This window comes from Kutzneria sp. CA-103260 (assembly GCF_018263855.1).
Lineage (GTDB): Bacteria > Actinomycetota > Actinomycetes > Mycobacteriales > Pseudonocardiaceae > Kutzneria.
Genome location: NZ_CP073318.1, coordinates 4739466 through 4754963, shown reverse-complemented (window position 1 = coordinate 4754963; position 15498 = coordinate 4739466). Strand labels below are relative to the sequence as shown.

Genomic DNA, 15498 nt, shown 5'->3' with positions numbered 1-15498 from the left:
CTATTGTGTGACCCATCGAGGGTGTGCGGGTTCGGGTGTTCACGAGGAGTAATCGGTCATCGACACGGGGCAGCTGATCGCCGGGCACTACCGGCTGGTCGAACGGGTGGGCAGCGGCGCCATGGGCGTCGTCTGGCAGGCCAGGGACGAGCGGCTCGAGCGCATGGTCGCGATCAAGCAGCTCGTGCTCCAGCCGGGCCTGTCCGAGCAGGAGTGGGACGAGGCGCGCCGGCGCGCCATGCGCGAGGCCCGGATCGCCGCGCGGCTGCAGCACCCCAACGCGATCACCGTGTTCGACGTCGCCGAGAACGACGGCGAGCCGTGCCTGGTGATGGAGTTCCTGCCGTCCCGCAGCCTGTCCTCGGTGCTGGCCGAGCGGGGCACGCTCACGCCCGAGGAGGCGGCCCGGATCTGCGCCCAGGTGGCCTCAGCGCTGTCGGCCGCGCACGCCGCCGGCATCGTGCACCGGGACGTGAAGCCGGCCAACATCCTGCTCACCGAGAACGGCACCGCCAAGATCACCGACTTCGGCATCTCCCGCGCCGTCGGGGACGTCACCGTCACGCAGACCGGCATCTCCGCCGGCACGCCCGCGTACCTCGCGCCCGAGGTGGCCCGCGGGCACGACCCGAGCCCGGCCGCCGACGTCTTCTCGCTCGGGGCGACGCTGTACAACGCCGTCGAGGGCCGGCCGCCGTTCGGCACCAGCCAGAACCCCCTAGCACTGCTGCACGCCGTGGCCACTGGTGTGGTGCCACCGCCGAAGCAGGCCGGGCCGGCAACCACGCTGCTGATGGGCATGCTGGACGCCGAGCCGACGGCGCGGCCGACCATGCGCGAGGCCGCCGACGCGTTGACTGAGATCGGCGCCGGCCGGCCCGCCGGCTGGACGCCCACCGTCAAGACCACGGCGCTGGCGGCCGAGGGCGCCGATCCCGAGCCGCCGTCGCTGTTCCTGGCCACCGCAGTGATGTCCAGCGACCAGCCCACCGCTCAGGACGTGCAGCTGCCGCCGGAGGACAAGCCGGCCAACCGTCGCGCCGTCATCATCGGCGCGGTCGTCGTGGTGCTCGTGATCGCCGCGGGCCTGATCATCATCGCGCGGCTCAACAGCCACGACAACACGCCGCCGCCGGTGAACACGACCAACCCGCCGGCGACCAGCGCCGGCCAGGCCCCGCCGCCGGCGGGCACCACGTCGTCCTCGCACGCGCCGTCCACGTCGTCGAGCACGGCCAGCAGCACCACGACGACAACGACGACGACCACCACCACGACAACCACGCCGGGCAGCGTCACCAACGACCCCAGCGGCGGACCCATCGACTTCGGCCAGGCCGGCCAGCTGGTGATCAACTTCTTCGACCAGGGCAACGGCCCGACCGGCAACTGGGGCATGCTCTCGCCCAACGTGCAGGCCCTGTTCGGCAGCCAGGACGCCTTCAACCAGTACTGGGCGCAGTACAGCAACGTGGTCGGCAACAACGCCATGGGCGTCACCGCCAACCCGGACGGCTCGGACAACGTGCCGGTAGACGTGACTTACACCAAGAACGGGCAGCCGGGGGTCACCCAGCACAAGAACATCAAGGTGATTCGCTACAACGGCCAGATCCTGATCGACGGCGACCCCCGCCAGAGCTGAGCGGGGGCCGCCGCCGCGGGCGTCAGCCGGTGAAGCCCTCGAAGCGCTTGCTGAAGTCCCACGGCTGCTGCGTGACGTTGGTGCAGTCGGTCAGGCTGCCCTGGCACGCGTTGCGGTCCCGGGTGACCTCCCAGAACGCCAGCTCACCGAGGTGCTGGCCGTTGGCGTAGCTGACCAGCGACGAGGCGTCGGCCAGCGAGAACGTCGACGAGTCGTCGTTCACGCCGAGCATCGGCGTCACCCCGACCAGGCCCCACAGCTGGGAGTCGGTCTTCGCCGGGTAGATCGCCTTGAGCTGGTCGTGGGTGGCCTGCGCCGCCTGCTGCGCCTTGAGCCCCATGTCCACGCCGTCGTGCTGGCCGTAGTCCATGGCCATCACGTTGACCAGGCTGAGGTTTACACCGTGGTTCACCGCCGACTGCACGATGTAGGTGCCGTCGGAGGTCAGGCCGTAGGGCATCACCGGCAGCGTGTACGAGACCTGCAGCCCGGGGTTGGCCGCCTGGAGCTTGGCCAGCACGGCGTTGCGCCGGTCCACCGACGTGTGGTCGACGACCGCCGCGCCCTCGATGTCGAAGTCGATGCGGCTGGCCGAGTAGGCCGTCACGATCGCCTGGTACTGCTGCTGGATCGCGGCCTGGTCGGTGCAGGATCCGGCCAGCTCGGTGCCGGCCTCGCCGCCGAAGGAGATCGTCACGTCGCCGCCCTGGGCCCGCAGCGCGTCGATGTCGTCCCGGTCCCAGCCGGTGGTCGGGTCGTAGGCGTTGAACCAGGTCGCCTTACAGCCGTTGCCGGTGACGAAGGCCAGGGTGAAGTTCTGCAGCCCGGAGGCGTTGGCGGTGTCGGTCAGCACCGGCGTCGGCCAGGAGCCCATGTCCACGTACGGGGCGACCTTCAGCGGCCAGGTGCTGCCGCTGCCGGAGCCGGCCTGGGTGGTGACGGTGATGGCGTTAGATGCCGCCGACTGGTTGCCGGCGAGGTCGTGCGCCCTGACCGTGAACGTGTAGGAGGTGGACGGCGCCAGCCCGGTGACGGTCGCCGAGGTGCCGGCGATGGTCAGCGCCCTGGTCGAACCCTGGTAGACGTCGTAGCCGGTGACGCCGATGTTGTCGGTGGACGCGGACCATGACAGAGCGACGCCGGTGGTGGTGATGGTGCCGGCCTTCAGACCGCTGGGGGCCGACGGCGGGGTCGTGTCCACGACGCCGGCGCAGGTGGCGCCGTTGAGCAGACAGTTGCCCGGCAGCGCGGAACCGCTGGCCACGAAGCCGAAGGCGGCGGTGGCGCCGGCGGCGACGGTGCCGTTGTAGCTCTTGTTGGTGAACGTGTAGTGGTTGCCGCTGACCGTCTCGGTGGCGTCCCAGGACGAGGACACGGTGGTCCCGGCGGGCAGGTCGAACTCGACCTGCCAGCTGGTGATCCCGTGGTTGCTCTGGTTGGTGACGGTGTACTGGCCCTGGTATCCGCCGCCCCAGGTGGAGGTCTGGGTGAAGTCGGCGCTGACCGCGCCAGGTGTGGCGGCGGAGACGGGGACCGCGGCGATCGCCGCGATCGCCAGGGCGGCCGCCGCCGGCAGGGTGAGGCGTCTGAACATGTGGCTGCTCCATTGTGGTGGTGGCAGCCGTGCACATGGTGCGGGACCCTCCGGCCGCCGCGCTAGGGCCGTTCGCCGTAGCCTCCCCCCATGCAACCGGTGTTGACCTCCATCGCGTTCGTGGTGTTCACGGTGGCGACCTCACTGCTGTTCGCGGCCATGATGTCGCGGCTGCTGGGGATGGGCTTCGGGCTGGTGCGGCGGCTGATCGCCGGCGTGATCGCCATCGCGCTGTTCGACCCGGTGCTCAACGGGATGGGGTCGACCATCACCAACGCCGACGTGGCCACGAAGTTGTTCCTCGGCCTGCTCGGCTTCTGCGTCTGCGTGCTGGGCGCGATGATCTTCCTGGTGCTGGCCGAGGTGCTGGTGCCGACCGGCTCACTGCCGTACCCGGTGGACCTGGTCCGCGGGCTGCGCGGCCGGCTGGCCCGGGCCCGGCGGTACTCGAAGATCACCCGGATCGCCGTCCGGCACGGCCTCGGCCCCTACCTGTCCGGCCGCCGCCGAACCGACTTCGAGCTGCCCAGCGGCCGGTCCCGGATGGCCGCCGCGCTGGCCGTCGCCCTGGACGAGGCCGGCGTGACCTTCGTGAAGCTGGGCCAGATCCTGTCCACCCGCCGGGATCTGCTGCCGCCGGAGTTCGTGGCCGAGCTGAGCCGGCTGCGGGACCGGGTCACGCCGGCGCCGTGGGACCAGGTCGAGGCGGTGCTGGCCGAGGAGTTGGGCCGCCCGGTGGCGGAGGTGTTCGCCGAGTTCGACCGCGAGCCGCTGGCCGCCGCCTCCATCGCCCAGGTGCACGCCGCGACGCTGCGGTCGGGGGAGCGGGTGGTGGTCAAGGTGCAGCGGCCGGGCATCGGCTCGGTGGTGGAGCGTGACCTGGACATCGTGGCCCGGCTGGCGGCGACCCTGCACGCCCGGACCCGCTGGGGGCGCACGCTCGGCGTGCGGGAGCTGGCGACCGGCTTCGCCGACGCCATGCGGGAGGAGCTGGACTTCCGGGTGGAGACGGCGAACATGGTGGCCGTGGCCGCCGGGAGCCATACCGGGGTTCGGTATCCCGAGCCGCACGAGTCGTTGAGCGGCAAGCGGATCCTGGTCATGGAGCGGCTGGATGGCGTGTCGCTGAGCCAGGCCGGGCCGGACACGCCGGACCGCGAGGGCCTGGCCCGCACGCTGCTGGACACCATGCTCCGCCAGGTCATGATGGACGGCGTCTTCCACGCGGATCCCCATCCCGGCAACGTGTTGCTGCTCGCCGACGGCGGTCTCGGCATGATCGACTTCGGTTCGGTCGGCCGCTTGGACGGCGCGCTGCGGGAGGCGTTGCAACGGCTGCTGCTGGCCATGGACAAGGCCGACACGCTGGGCGTGACCGACGCGCTGCTGGAGGTGGTGCGCCGGCCCGACGAGATCGACCAGGTCGGCCTGGAGCGGGCGGTCGGCCAGTTCGTGGCCCGGCATCTCGGCGCCGGGTCGGCGGCCGGGGTGCGCATGTTCACCGACCTGTTCCGGATCGTGGCCGACTTCGGGCTGTCGGTGCCGCCCGAGGTGGCGGCGGTGTTCCGCGCGCTGGCCACCCTGGAGGGCGGGCTGACCCAGCTGTCGCCGGGCTTCGACATGGTAGCCGAGGCCCGTGGCGTGGCCACCGGCTACGTGAACCAGAGCATGGACGCGGACTCCCTGCGTCGGGCCGCGGTGGACGAGTTGGTGACCCTGGTGCCGATGCTGCGGCGGCTGCCGCGCCGGATCGAGCGGATCGCCGGCGCGCTGGAGAACGGGCGGCTGAGCCTGAACATCCGGCTGTTCGCCGACCAGCGCGACCGCGAGCACGTGACCGGGCTGCTGCACCAGGTGCTGCTGACCGCGCTGGGCGCGACCGCCGGCGTGATGGCCGTGATCCTGCTCACCGCCGACACCGGGACCTCGCAGCTCACGCTGCCGCGGCTGTGCGGCTACAGCTTGCTGATCATTAGCGCTGTGCTCGTCCTCCGAGTGCTGGCGCTCATCTTCCGGCAGGAACGGTAACGTCACGACCGTGATCGAGGACTTGCTGCCCGCCGAGGTGGTCTCCGCGGACGTGCTCGGCGACGACCCCGACGCCCGGCTGCTGCCCGAGGAGGAGCCCGAGGTCGCCAAGGCCGTCGAGAAGCGGGTGCGCGAGTACACCATCGCCCGCAGCTGCGCCCGCCGGGCGCTGGGCAAGCTCGGTCTGCCCGAGGTGGCGATCCTGCGCGGGGCCAAGCGGCAGCCGCTGTGGCCGGAGGGCATCGTCGGCAGCATCACGCACACCCGGGGCTACTACGCGGCGGCGGTGGCGCGGGCCGACGAGATGCTGACCGTCGGCATCGACGCCGAGACCCACGAGGTGCTGCCGGACGGCGTGCTGGGCATCGTCACGCTGCCCGAGGAGCGGGAGATGCTGGCCGGGCTGCCGGCCGGCACGCACTGGGACCGGATCCTGTTCAGCGCCAAGGAGAGCGTGTACAAGGCGTGGTTCCCGCTGACCCACAAGTGGCTGGGCTTCGACGACGCGCGGCTGACCTTCCATCTGGACGAGAACAAGTTCTCGGTCGAGCTGCTGGTTGAGCCACCGCTGGTGCGTGGCACGCCGCTGACCGGTTTTGACGGCCGGTACTTGATTCGCGACGGCTATGTGGTGACGGCGATCGCCGTCCGCTGATACCGTGGACTAGAACGCGTTCTAGTTTCTAGTCTGCGAGGTGCCATGAGGTTCGGGGTGGTGCTGTTCAGCAGCGACCGGGGCGTCCGGCCGGCCGTGTGCGCGAAGGCGGCCGAGGAGGCCGGCTTCCACTCCTTCTACGTGCCCGAGCACACGCATATCCCGGTGCGGCGGGACGCGGCCCATCCCCGCACCGGCGGCGCGGACCTGCCCGACGACCGCTACCTGCGGACCCTGGACCCGTGGGTCTGCCTCGGCGCCGCCGCCGCGGTCACCTCCACCATCCGGCTGGCCACGGCCGTCGCGCTGCCGGTGGAGTCCGACCCGATCACCCTGGCCAAGACCATCGCCACCCTGGACTTCCTGTCCGGCGGCCGGGTCACGCTCGGGGCCGGCTTCGGCTGGAACACCGACGAGCTGGCCGACCACGGCGTGCCCGGCAAGTTCCGCTACACCGCCCTGCGCGAGTACATGGAGGCGATGCGGGCGTTGTGGACCGAGGACATCGCGTCCTACCTTGGGAAGTTCGTGTCCTTCGGGGACAGCTGGGCCTACCCGAAGCCGGTCCAGGCCCACCTGCCGCTGCTGATCGGCGCGGGCGGCACCGAGCGGACCTTCGACTGGATCGCCGCCAACGCCGACGGCTGGATCACCACCCCGCAGGAGGGCGACGTCGACGGCAGCGTGCGGCTGCTGACCGAGCGCTGGGCCAAGGCCGGCCGTACCGGCAAGCCCTACATCGTCGCCCTGGACCGGGCCACCCCCGACCGCATCGAGCATCTCGCGGCCCTGGGCGTGGACGAGATCGTCATCGGTGTGCCCGACGCCGACGAGGCCACCGCCCTGGGCTTCCTGACCAAGATGGGCAACCGCCTGCACGCCTAGCAGCCGCGAGTCCCGCTCTCAGGCAACCACGTGTCGAGTTCCGGAACTCGACATTCGCTTGCCCCAGAGCGGGACTCGCGGGGGGTTGGGGCTAGCGTTGTCGCCGACTCATGGAGGTGGGAGATGACCAGTCGGGCCGCCCAGATCATCGCCGCGCTGCGCGGTGGGCACGACAGCCTCGCCGGCCGGTTGGCCGCGCTCGGAACGGACGACATCGTGCGCCCGTCGGGCTCGAAGGAGTGGACCGTGGCCCAGGTGGTCAGCCACCTCGGCAGCGGAGCCGTGATCAGCAGGACGACCCTGGGCGGCGCGCTCGCCGGCACCGGCCCCGGCGGCATGGAGGCCAACAAGGCGGTGTGGGCCCGCTGGGACGGCATGGCGCCGGCCGAGCAGGTGGCCGAGTTCCCGGGCGTGGACGAGGAACTGGTCGCGGCCCTGGAGGCGCTGGACGAGAAGGCGTTGCGGGAGCTGCGGATCGACGTCGGCTTCATGCCGCAGCCGCTGGACGTGGCCGGGTTCGCCAGCCTGCGCCTCACCGAGCTGGCGCTGCACTCCTGGGATGTGGCCGTGGCGTTCGACCCGGCCGCGACCATCGACGCGGACGCGGCGGCGCTGCTGGTGGACGCCATCGCCCCGCTGCTGCGCTTCGCCGGCAAGGCCGACCAGATCGACGGCTCGGTCACCATCGCCGTGCAGGCCCTCGACCCGAGCCGCTCGTTCGGGCTGACCATCGCCGACACGGTGAGCCTGACCGACGACGTGCCGGCCGGCGCCGACGCGGAGATCACCGCGCCGACCGAGTACCTGATCCGCCTGTTCGCCGGCCGGCACGACGCCGCCAACACGCCGGAATCCTTGCAGGTCAAGGGATCCGTCACGCTGGACGACCTGCGCCGGGTGTTCCCCGGCTTCTGAGCCGGGGGAACGCTAGTTGGCGGCGATCACGCCGATCGCGATGCTCACGGTGGCGGTGTTGTAGAGGAAGCTCAGCACGCTGTGCGACAGGACCCGGAACCGGGCGACGGGAGTGCGGGTCTCCACATCGGACACCGCGAACGTCGTGCCCACGGTGAAGGCGAAGTAGGCGAAGTCGGCGAAACTCGGCTTGTCGGTCTCCGGGAACTGGAACTGCTTGGTCGGCAGGGCCGCGTAGTACGCGGTGGCGTAGCGCTCGGCGTAGCCGAAGTGCAGGATGGCCCACGCCAGCAGCACGGCCGGCACGCCGATGAACTTGTCCTCCAGCGTGCCGTTGACGACGATGGCGATGGCCGCGCCGACGCCGACCAGGCTGGTGAAGATGGTGAACAGCAGCCCGAGCCGGGCGAACACCCCGCCGCTGACCGGCACGAGCTCGGTGCCACCGGCCGAGCGGGCCACCCGCCACGCGGACAGCACCACGTAGGCGATCGCGAGCAACACCCAGGTTGCCAGATAGGTCAGGTTCTCCGAGAAGAACACGAGCACACCGAACACGAACAGGGCCAGCTCGAACAGGCGCAGGGTCATCCGAGACATCACGGCGACGACCGTATACCAGCCAGCGCGGCCAGCACCGCGCCGATCGCGGGTCTGGTTCGGGACCCTGCCCGCACGACCGCGTCTATGCTGCGCGAGCGGTCGGTCGGAGTGGTCGGCACGTCCACGTGCTGGAGGGCGAGCCGCGGCAGCACGGCGGCGCCGACGCCCGCGGCCACCAGCCCGGCGATCGTGGACAGGCCCATGAACTCCCAGCGGGAGTCGGGTTCGACGCCGAGCTCGGCCATCACCTCCTCGGCGACCCGGCGGGACGGCTGGTCGTCCGGCGCGACCAGCCAGGTGGTGTGGTCGACGGGGCCGGCGATGACCACCGGGTCGACCAGCAGCCGGGTGCGGACCAGGTCGGGCTGCGGGGGAACGTCCCGCCAGCTGTCGATGATGGCGATGTCGACCTCGCGGGCCCGCAGCCGGTCCAGGGCCTGTGCGTCGTCGGTGTGCTGGCGGAGCACGACCCGAGGACCGCTCAGGTCGAGCAGACCGGGGGCGATGGACAGGGCCACGGTGGGAATGGTGCTGATGACGATCCGGCCGCTGGTGTCGTTGGCCGCGTGGGCCAGGTCGGACTCCGCGGCCTCCACGGCGTCGAGCACCGTGCCGGCGTGCACAGCCAGGCGGTGGCCGGCCTCGGTGAGGGTGGCGCTGCGGGCGGTGCGTTCCAGCAGGGCCACGCCGGCTTCCCGTTCCAGCACGGCGAGCTGCTGCGACACCGCTGAGGCCGAGTAGCCCGTGGCGGTGGCGACGGCGGCGATGCTGCCGAGGGCGGCGAACCGGTGCAGCAGGGAGAGACGGTGCAGATCGAGCATCGGTAGAGCTTATGCTCGGCGTCGACGATTCGCGCTGTACGTGATGCTCGTCCGGCGGCACGGTGGGGGCCATGGCCGTCTCCGCAACGCTCGCCGCCAACGACGTGATCGCCCGCCGCCGCACCGAGGGCCTGCCGGTAGTGCCGCTCGGCTTCGGCGAAGCCGGGTTGCCGGTGCACCCGATGCTCACCGCCGCGCTGGGCGAGGCCGCCGGCAGCGCCGGATACGGGCCGGTCGCCGGCATTCCCGAGCTTCGCGAGGCGGCCGCCGGCTACTGGAGCCGGCGCGGGCTGCCGACCTCGCCGGCCCAGGTCGTCGCCGCGCCGGGCAGCAAGCCGCTGCTGTGGGCGATCCTCGGCGCTCGGCGTGGCGGCGTCGCGCTGCCCAGGCCAAGCTGGGTCAGCTACGCGGCGCAGGCCGCCATGCACGGCCTCGACACCGTGCGGATCCGCAGCCTCGGCGGCGTGCCCGATCCGGCTGAACTTGACGCTGTGGCAGCGGCTCTGCGGCTGTCCACGGTGATCGTCACCCTGCCGGACAACCCGACCGGCCGGCTGGCTTCGCCGGCGGTGATCCGGGAGCTGTGCGAGGTCGCCGAGCGCCGTGACCTGCTCATCATCTCCGACGAGATCTACCGCGACCTCACCGACGCGGAATTCCTCAGTCCGGCCGAGCTCGTGCCGCATCGCACCGTCGTCACCTCCGGCCTCAGCAAGAGTCTGGCGCTGGGCGGCTGGCGTCTCGGCGTCGCCCGCTTCACCGACGACCACCTCCGCGACACGGTCGTCGACACCGCCAGCGAGGTCTGGTCCGCCCCGTCCCGCCCGGTTCAGCACGCCGCGGCGCTCGCCTTCACCGAACCGCCCGCGCTCGTGGAACGCGTTGCCCAGAGCCGAAAACTCCACCTGGCCGTGGCCGCCGCCGTCGCCCAGCTCTTCGACACCCCAACCCCCGACGGCGCCTTCTACCTCTACCCGCACGTCCCCGGCTTCCGCACCGACCGCGAGCTCGCCGACCACCTGTTGGCCCGCAACGGAATCGTCGTGCTGCCCGGCGCCGAGTTCGGCGACGACCCGTCGGCCGGCATGATCCGGGTCGCCACCAGCCAGCTCTACGGGGACACCGACGCCCAGAAGGAACAGGCCCTGCGCAGCGACAACCCCACCGCCCTGCCCTGGATCGCCGCCCACCTCGACCGCATCCGCGACGCCCTGCGCTGACCCCCGCGAGTCACGCTCTCCGGCACACCGAACTGACGAAACCGATTCACGTCCACTCCCAGCGGATGCCGTGCACCCCGGGCCGGGCGTCGAGGGTGACCGTGTGCGCTGAGAGGTCCCCGGTCAGCGCGATGGGCGTCTCCACCATCCGGGTGCCGATTCCCTGATACCCCAGGCATCGCGCGGGCGGGGCGGCCGGGTGGAAGCGGACCTGGATGACCAGGTCCCAGGCCGGCGTGGTGAGGACCTGCTCCCAGTGGTCGGCCGGCAGCCGGTTCTGCTCGTACTCGACGATGCACGTCTCGCCGGTCAGCAGCGGGTTGTCCAGCAGGAGAACGGATCCGGCGGCCCGGCAGTTGCGGGTGTCGATCACCCGCGCGCCCGGCTCGATGCCCGGCAGGAACCGGTCCACGCCGTCACGGCGGGCTCGCAGCACGGCCCGGGTGCGGGCGGTCTGGCGGGGCGCGTGGACGACGGTGTGCAGCGAGACGATGAAGGTGTCGGCGGCATCCGGTGGGTCGCAGGTGGTTCTGGGGGCGGGAATCGTCGGCACGGTACTCCCTGACGCGGCGGTCGTCCGCCGTTGATTCTCCGCCGCCGGACGCTGCGCCGGATGCCTTAACTCTTCACTGCCGGCGGGATGAACATCACCACGAGTGTTCTAGGATAGGCTCACCTAAGTTAGGTTAGGGTTCCCTGAACCGTGGGGACAGTCTAGGGAGCGACATGACTGCTGAGGCCGGCGAACAGGTCCCGATCTACGACGTTGTAGGGGTGGGGTTCGGGCCGTCGAACCTGGCGCTCGCGATCGCGCTCGCCGAGCACAACGCGAGCACGGCCGAGCCGGTGACGGCGCACTTCCTGGAACGCCAACCGCGGTTCGGGTGGCATCGCGGCATGCTGATCGACACCGCCACCATGCAGGTCTCCTTCCTCAAGGACCTGGTCACCATGCGCAACCCGACCAGCGAGTTCAGCTTCGTCAACTACCTGCACTCGGTGGGCCGGCTGGTCGACTTCATCAACCACAAGAACCTGTTCCCGCTGCGGGTCGAGTTCCACGACTACTTCGAGTGGGCCGCGGCCAAGGTCGACGACGTCGTCTCCTACGGCGTCGAGGTGGTGTCGGTGAAACCCGTGCGGGACGGCCGGGAAATCGCTTTCTTCGACGTGACCACGTCGGACGGCGGCACGCTGCGGGCCCGCAACCTGGTGATGGGCACCGGTCTTCGGCCGCAGCTGCCCGCCGGTGTCGAGGTCGGGCCGCGGATCTGGCACAACAGCGAGCTGCTGCACCGCGTGGAACGCCTGCGCGGCGCCGATCCCCGGCGTTTCGTCGTGGTGGGGGCCGGGCAGAGCGCGGCCGAGGTGGCCGCCCTGCTGCACGACGAGTTCCCGCGAGCCGAGGTGTGCGCGGTGTTCGCCCGCTACGGCTACAGCCCGGCCGACGACAGCTCGTTCGCGAACCGGATCTTCGACCCGGAGGCGGTGGACCACTTCTACCGGGCCGGTGAGCCGGTCAAGGACCGCCTGATGCGCTACCACGGCTCCACCAACTACTCCGCCGTGGACGTGGACCTGATCGACGAGCTCTACCGCCGGATGTACCGGGAGCGGGTGCTCGGCGTGCAGCGGCTGCGGCTGCTCAACGTGTCCCGGCCGGTCGAGGTCGTCGACACCGGCTCGACCGTCACCGCCGCCGTCGAGTCGCTGACCACCGGCGAGCGGACCGTGCTCGACGCCGACGCCGTCATCTACGCCACCGGCTACCGTCCGGCCGATCCCACGCCGCTGCTCGGCGAGCTCGGCCCGCAGTGCGTTCGCGACGCCGAGGGCCGGCTGTGCGTGGAGCGGGACTACCGCATCACCACCGAGCCCGAGGTGCGCGGCGGCATCTACCTCCAGGGCGGCACTGAGCACACCCACGGCATCACGTCGTCGCTGCTGTCCAACACCGCCGTCCGCGTCGGCGAGATCCTGGCATCCATTGTGGACCGCCGCACCGTCCAGACCCCATCAGCGGAGTACGCCATCAGCGCCCACTAGTCCCATCCCGCCCACCTGTCAACCCTTTGTTGTTTGGAAAGGACCATTCCTCTCGTTGGATGAGAGGAATGGTCCTTTCACGACGTTGGGGGAGGGGCGTCAGGCTGGGGTGCGGTGGTGGCGGCTGATGGGGATCACCATGGGGGTGCCGCTGACCGGGTCCGGGGTGATCTGGCAGCGGACGCCGAAGACCGCGTCCACCAGCTCCTCGGTGATGACCTCCGACGGTCGGCCGGCGGCGGCGATCCGCCCGTCCTTCATGGCGATCACATGGTCGGCGTAGCGGCAGGCCTGCGGCAGGTCGTGCAGCACCATCACCACCGTCCGGCCCTCGTCCCGGTTGAGGTCCACGACCAGGTCCAGCACGTCGATCTGATGCGCCAGGTCCAGATACGTCGTCGGCTCATCCAGCAGGAGCACGGGAGTGCCCTGCGCGACGGCCATGGCGATCCAGGCCCGCTGCCGTTGCCCGCCGGACAGCTCGTCGACCCGGCGGTCAGCCAGATTGGTCATCTCCGTTGCCGCCAAGGCGGCCTTCACGGCCCCCTCGTCCGAAGTGGACCATTGCCGCCACCAGTTCTGGTGCGGGGCCCGGCCGCGGCTGACGAGATCGGAGACGGTCATGCCCTCGGGCGCGATGGGGGACTGCGGCAGGATGCCGAGCCGCTGCGCGACCTGGCGGGTGGGCAGCGAGTGGATCGACTTGCCGTCCAGGTAGACCCCGCCGGCACGCGGCGTGAGCAGGCGGGCCAGGGTGCGCAGCAGCGTGGACTTGCCGCACGCGTTCGCGCCGACGATGACGGTGATCTGCCCAGGCGGGATCTCCAGGTCCAGCCCGTCGATGACAACCCGGTCGTCGTAGGCGACCCGCAGCCCCTGCACCCGCAGCGATGGCGTGTCCGCCGGGGATGTGTTGGGAGATGTCATGTGTCAGCCTCCGGAGCCGGATCGGTTGGCCCTGACCAGAAGCCAGAGCAGGACCGGTGCGCCGAGCACCCCGGTCACGATGCCGACCGGCACCCCGGACGGCGTGATCACGCGGGCGATGACGTCGCTGCCCAGCACCAGGACCGCGCCGCCCAGGGCGGAGGCGGTGACCGGCGGCGCGGGCAGCCGGGCCAGCCGCTGGGCGATCTGCGGCGCGGTCAGCGCGACGAAGGCGATGGGACCGGCCGACGCCGTGGCGAAGGCGACCAGTCCGGCGCCGGCCAGCATCAGGCCCAGCCGCACCGGCTGCACCGGCGTGCCCAGGCCGGCGGCGACCTCGTCGCCGAGCTGGAGCGTGCCCATCAGGCGGGACAGGCCCAGCGCTAACGGGAACAGCACCGCGAACGCGACCAGCAGCGGCACCACGTTCTCCCAGCCGCGATTGGCCAGGTTGCCCACCAGCCAGCCGACCGACGCCTGCGCGTCGGTGATGTTGGCCCGGCTGAGCAGGTAGTCGGTCAGGCTGGTGGCCATGGCGTAGACACCGATGCCCACCAACAGGATGCGGTATCCGGTGGTGCCGCGCCGCCAGGCCAGCACGTACACCAGCAGTCCGGTGAGCAGGCCGCCGGCCAGGCCGAGCGTGGTGGTGCCGAGGCCGTCGCCGAAGCCGAACCCGATGCCGGCCACCACCGCGGTCGCCGCGCCGGCGTTGATGCCGATCATGTCCGGGCTGGCCAGCGGATTGCGGGTGATGGTCTGGAACACCGCGCCGGACGCGCCGAAGGCCAGTCCGGCCAGCAGTCCGGTCAGGGCCCGGGGCATCCGCAGGTCCTGCACGATGTACGTGGTGCCGGCGTCACCGGCCCCGAACACCGCGGACAGCACGTCGGACAGGCCCAGCGGCACGTCGCCGATGGTCATTCCCAGGCAGCCCAACAGGAACACCAGCACGGCCAGGATCAGGCAGACGAGCACCAGGCGCGGCCGGATCCGGGCGGACACCGGCGGCTTGGCCAGGCGGACGGTGACGCGGTCGCGCCGCAGCAGGGGCAGGCTCATGGTCAGGACTCCAGCTGCTTGCGCCGGCGGACCAGGTAGATGAAGAACGGCGCGCCGAGGAACGCGACGATCACGCCGGCCCGGATCTCACTGGGGCGGGCCAGGATCCGGCCCAGGATGTCGGCGGCCAGCAGCAGGCACGGCGCGAGCACCGCGGAGTACGGCAGCAGCCAGCGGTGGTCGGGGCCGATCGCGAACCGCACCGCGTGCGGGATCAGCAGGCCCAGGAACACGATCGGCCCGGCGACGGCGACCGCGGCCCCGGTCAGCAGGGTGATCGCCAGCGCCCCGCGCAGCCGCAGCGGGCCGAGCCGCCGGCCGAGCGCGACCGCGACGTCGTCGCCGAGGGCGAGGCTGTTGAGCGCCGGGCCGCTGGCGATCGCCAGCACCATGCCGATCAGCATGAACGGCAGCACCTGGAGCAGCGCCCCGGCGTCCACACCGGTCAGCGAGCCGGCCGACCAGAACCGGAAGCGGTTGAGCGCCACCGGATCGGTCAGCACCATCGCGCTGGTGAACGAGCCCAGCAGCGCGGTCACGGCGGCGCCGGCCAGGGTCAGCTTGACCGGGCTGGACCCGGCCTGGCCGCGGGTACCGAGGAAGTAGACGACGGCGGTGGCGGCCAGCGCGCCGGCGAAGGCGAACCAGATGTAGCCGTACAGCGAGCTCACGCCGAGCGCGGTGATCGAGAACACGATGGCGAACGCGGCCCCGGCGCTGACGCCCAACAGGCCGGGATCGGCCAGCGGGTTGCGGGTGATCGCCTGCATGACCGTGCCGGCCAGGCCCAGGGCCGCGCCGACGAGCACCGCGAGCGCGGTCCGCGGCATCCGGACACTGTGGATGATCACGGCGTCGGCCGAGCCGTCGTCGTGCAGCAGCACCCGCCAGACCTCGCCGAACGAGATCTCCTTGCTGCCCAGCCAGATGCTCAGCAGGCACAGGAAGATCAGCACGCCGACGGCGGCCACCAGGCCGACCGCCCGGGCCGCCTGCTGTGGCGGACGTCGCGCCAGCTCGACGCCTTCGGGGTCTGGCCGCACCACGCCTCCGATTGGTACGAAATTTAGGTAAGGCTAACCGATGGTACAGGAGTG

Annotated in this window: 14 protein-coding genes; 7 read left to right on the top strand and 7 right to left on the bottom strand. The window is 71.3% G+C overall.

The features are described 5' to 3' along the window. Nucleotides 1-121 precede the first annotated feature (121 nt). Entirely contained in the window at nt 122-1645 is a 1524-nt protein-coding gene (locus JJ691_RS20425) for a serine/threonine-protein kinase (protein ID WP_249228066.1), read from the top strand. 22 nt (nt 1646-1667) lie between these two features. On the opposite strand, the gene JJ691_RS20420 is transcribed toward JJ691_RS20425, so the two are convergent. Further along, complete coding sequence (locus JJ691_RS20420) at nt 1668-3239, bottom strand: cellulose binding domain-containing protein (protein ID WP_211770329.1); 1572 nt, start codon at nt 3237-3239, stop codon at nt 1668-1670. A 90-nt stretch (nt 3240-3329) separates the two neighbouring features. Here JJ691_RS20420 and JJ691_RS20415 point away from each other — a divergent pair, with 90 nt between their 5' ends. From JJ691_RS20415 to JJ691_RS20400, 4 genes are all read left to right on the top strand, one after another. After that, a complete protein-coding gene (locus JJ691_RS20415) occupies nt 3330-5267 on the top strand; it encodes an ABC1 kinase family protein (protein ID WP_249228065.1) in 1938 nt (645 codons plus the stop codon). Between the two features lie 10 nt (nt 5268-5277). Next, nucleotides 5278-5922, top strand: coding sequence for a 4'-phosphopantetheinyl transferase family protein (locus JJ691_RS20410; RefSeq protein ID WP_211770328.1), 645 nt, complete (start codon nt 5278-5280; stop codon nt 5920-5922). A 45-nt stretch (nt 5923-5967) separates the two neighbouring features. Beyond that, nucleotides 5968-6807 (top strand): LLM class F420-dependent oxidoreductase, encoded by an 840-nt coding sequence (locus tag JJ691_RS20405; protein ID WP_211770327.1) that lies wholly within the window; start codon nt 5968-5970, stop codon nt 6805-6807. Nucleotides 6808-6930: 123 nt separating this feature from the next. Next, complete coding sequence (locus tag JJ691_RS20400; RefSeq protein WP_211770326.1) at nt 6931-7722, top strand: maleylpyruvate isomerase N-terminal domain-containing protein; 792 nt, start codon at nt 6931-6933, stop codon at nt 7720-7722. 12 nt (nt 7723-7734) lie between these two features. On the opposite strand, the gene JJ691_RS20395 is transcribed toward JJ691_RS20400, so the two are convergent. Both JJ691_RS20395 and JJ691_RS20390 read right to left on the bottom strand, forming a co-directional pair. Then, nucleotides 7735-8322, bottom strand: coding sequence for a DUF1345 domain-containing protein (locus tag JJ691_RS20395; RefSeq protein ID WP_211771601.1), 588 nt, complete (start codon nt 8320-8322; stop codon nt 7735-7737). Further along, a complete protein-coding gene (locus JJ691_RS20390) occupies nt 8322-9146 on the bottom strand; it encodes a LysR family transcriptional regulator (protein WP_211770325.1) in 825 nt (274 codons plus the stop codon). The genes JJ691_RS20395 and JJ691_RS20390 overlap by 1 nt, the downstream gene beginning before the upstream one ends. Nucleotides 9147-9217: 71 nt before the next feature. Here JJ691_RS20390 and JJ691_RS20385 point away from each other — a divergent pair, with 71 nt between their 5' ends. Next, entirely contained in the window at nt 9218-10366 is a 1149-nt protein-coding gene (locus JJ691_RS20385; RefSeq protein ID WP_211770324.1) for a pyridoxal phosphate-dependent aminotransferase, read from the top strand. A gap of 46 nt (nt 10367-10412) precedes the next feature. Here JJ691_RS20385 and JJ691_RS20380 read toward each other — a convergent pair whose 3' ends face one another. Continuing rightward, the gene (locus tag JJ691_RS20380) at nt 10413-10919 is read right to left on the bottom strand and encodes a hypothetical protein (RefSeq protein WP_211770323.1); all 507 of its coding nucleotides are present in this window, start codon (nt 10917-10919) and stop codon (nt 10413-10415) included. Between the two features lie 173 nt (nt 10920-11092). Here JJ691_RS20380 and JJ691_RS20375 point away from each other — a divergent pair, with 173 nt between their 5' ends. Next, nucleotides 11093-12412: a lysine N(6)-hydroxylase/L-ornithine N(5)-oxygenase family protein gene (locus JJ691_RS20375; RefSeq protein WP_211770322.1), complete on the top strand. Its 1320-nt coding sequence runs from the start codon at nt 11093-11095 to the stop codon at nt 12410-12412. 99 nt (nt 12413-12511) lie between these two features. On the opposite strand, the gene JJ691_RS20370 is transcribed toward JJ691_RS20375, so the two are convergent. Genes JJ691_RS20370 through JJ691_RS20360 form a run of 3 tightly spaced genes read right to left on the bottom strand, consistent with a single transcriptional unit; the run spans nt 12512 to nt 15444 of the window. Then, a complete protein-coding gene (locus JJ691_RS20370) occupies nt 12512-13339 on the bottom strand; it encodes an ABC transporter ATP-binding protein (RefSeq protein ID WP_211770321.1) in 828 nt (275 codons plus the stop codon). A gap of 3 nt (nt 13340-13342) precedes the next feature. Continuing rightward, nucleotides 13343-14401, bottom strand: coding sequence for a FecCD family ABC transporter permease (locus tag JJ691_RS20365; protein ID WP_211770320.1), 1059 nt, complete (start codon nt 14399-14401; stop codon nt 13343-13345). A gap of 2 nt (nt 14402-14403) precedes the next feature. Further along, nucleotides 14404-15444, bottom strand: a complete 1041-nt coding sequence (locus tag JJ691_RS20360; protein ID WP_211771600.1) for a FecCD family ABC transporter permease — start codon at nt 15442-15444, stop codon at nt 14404-14406. Nucleotides 15445-15498 lie beyond the last annotated feature (54 nt).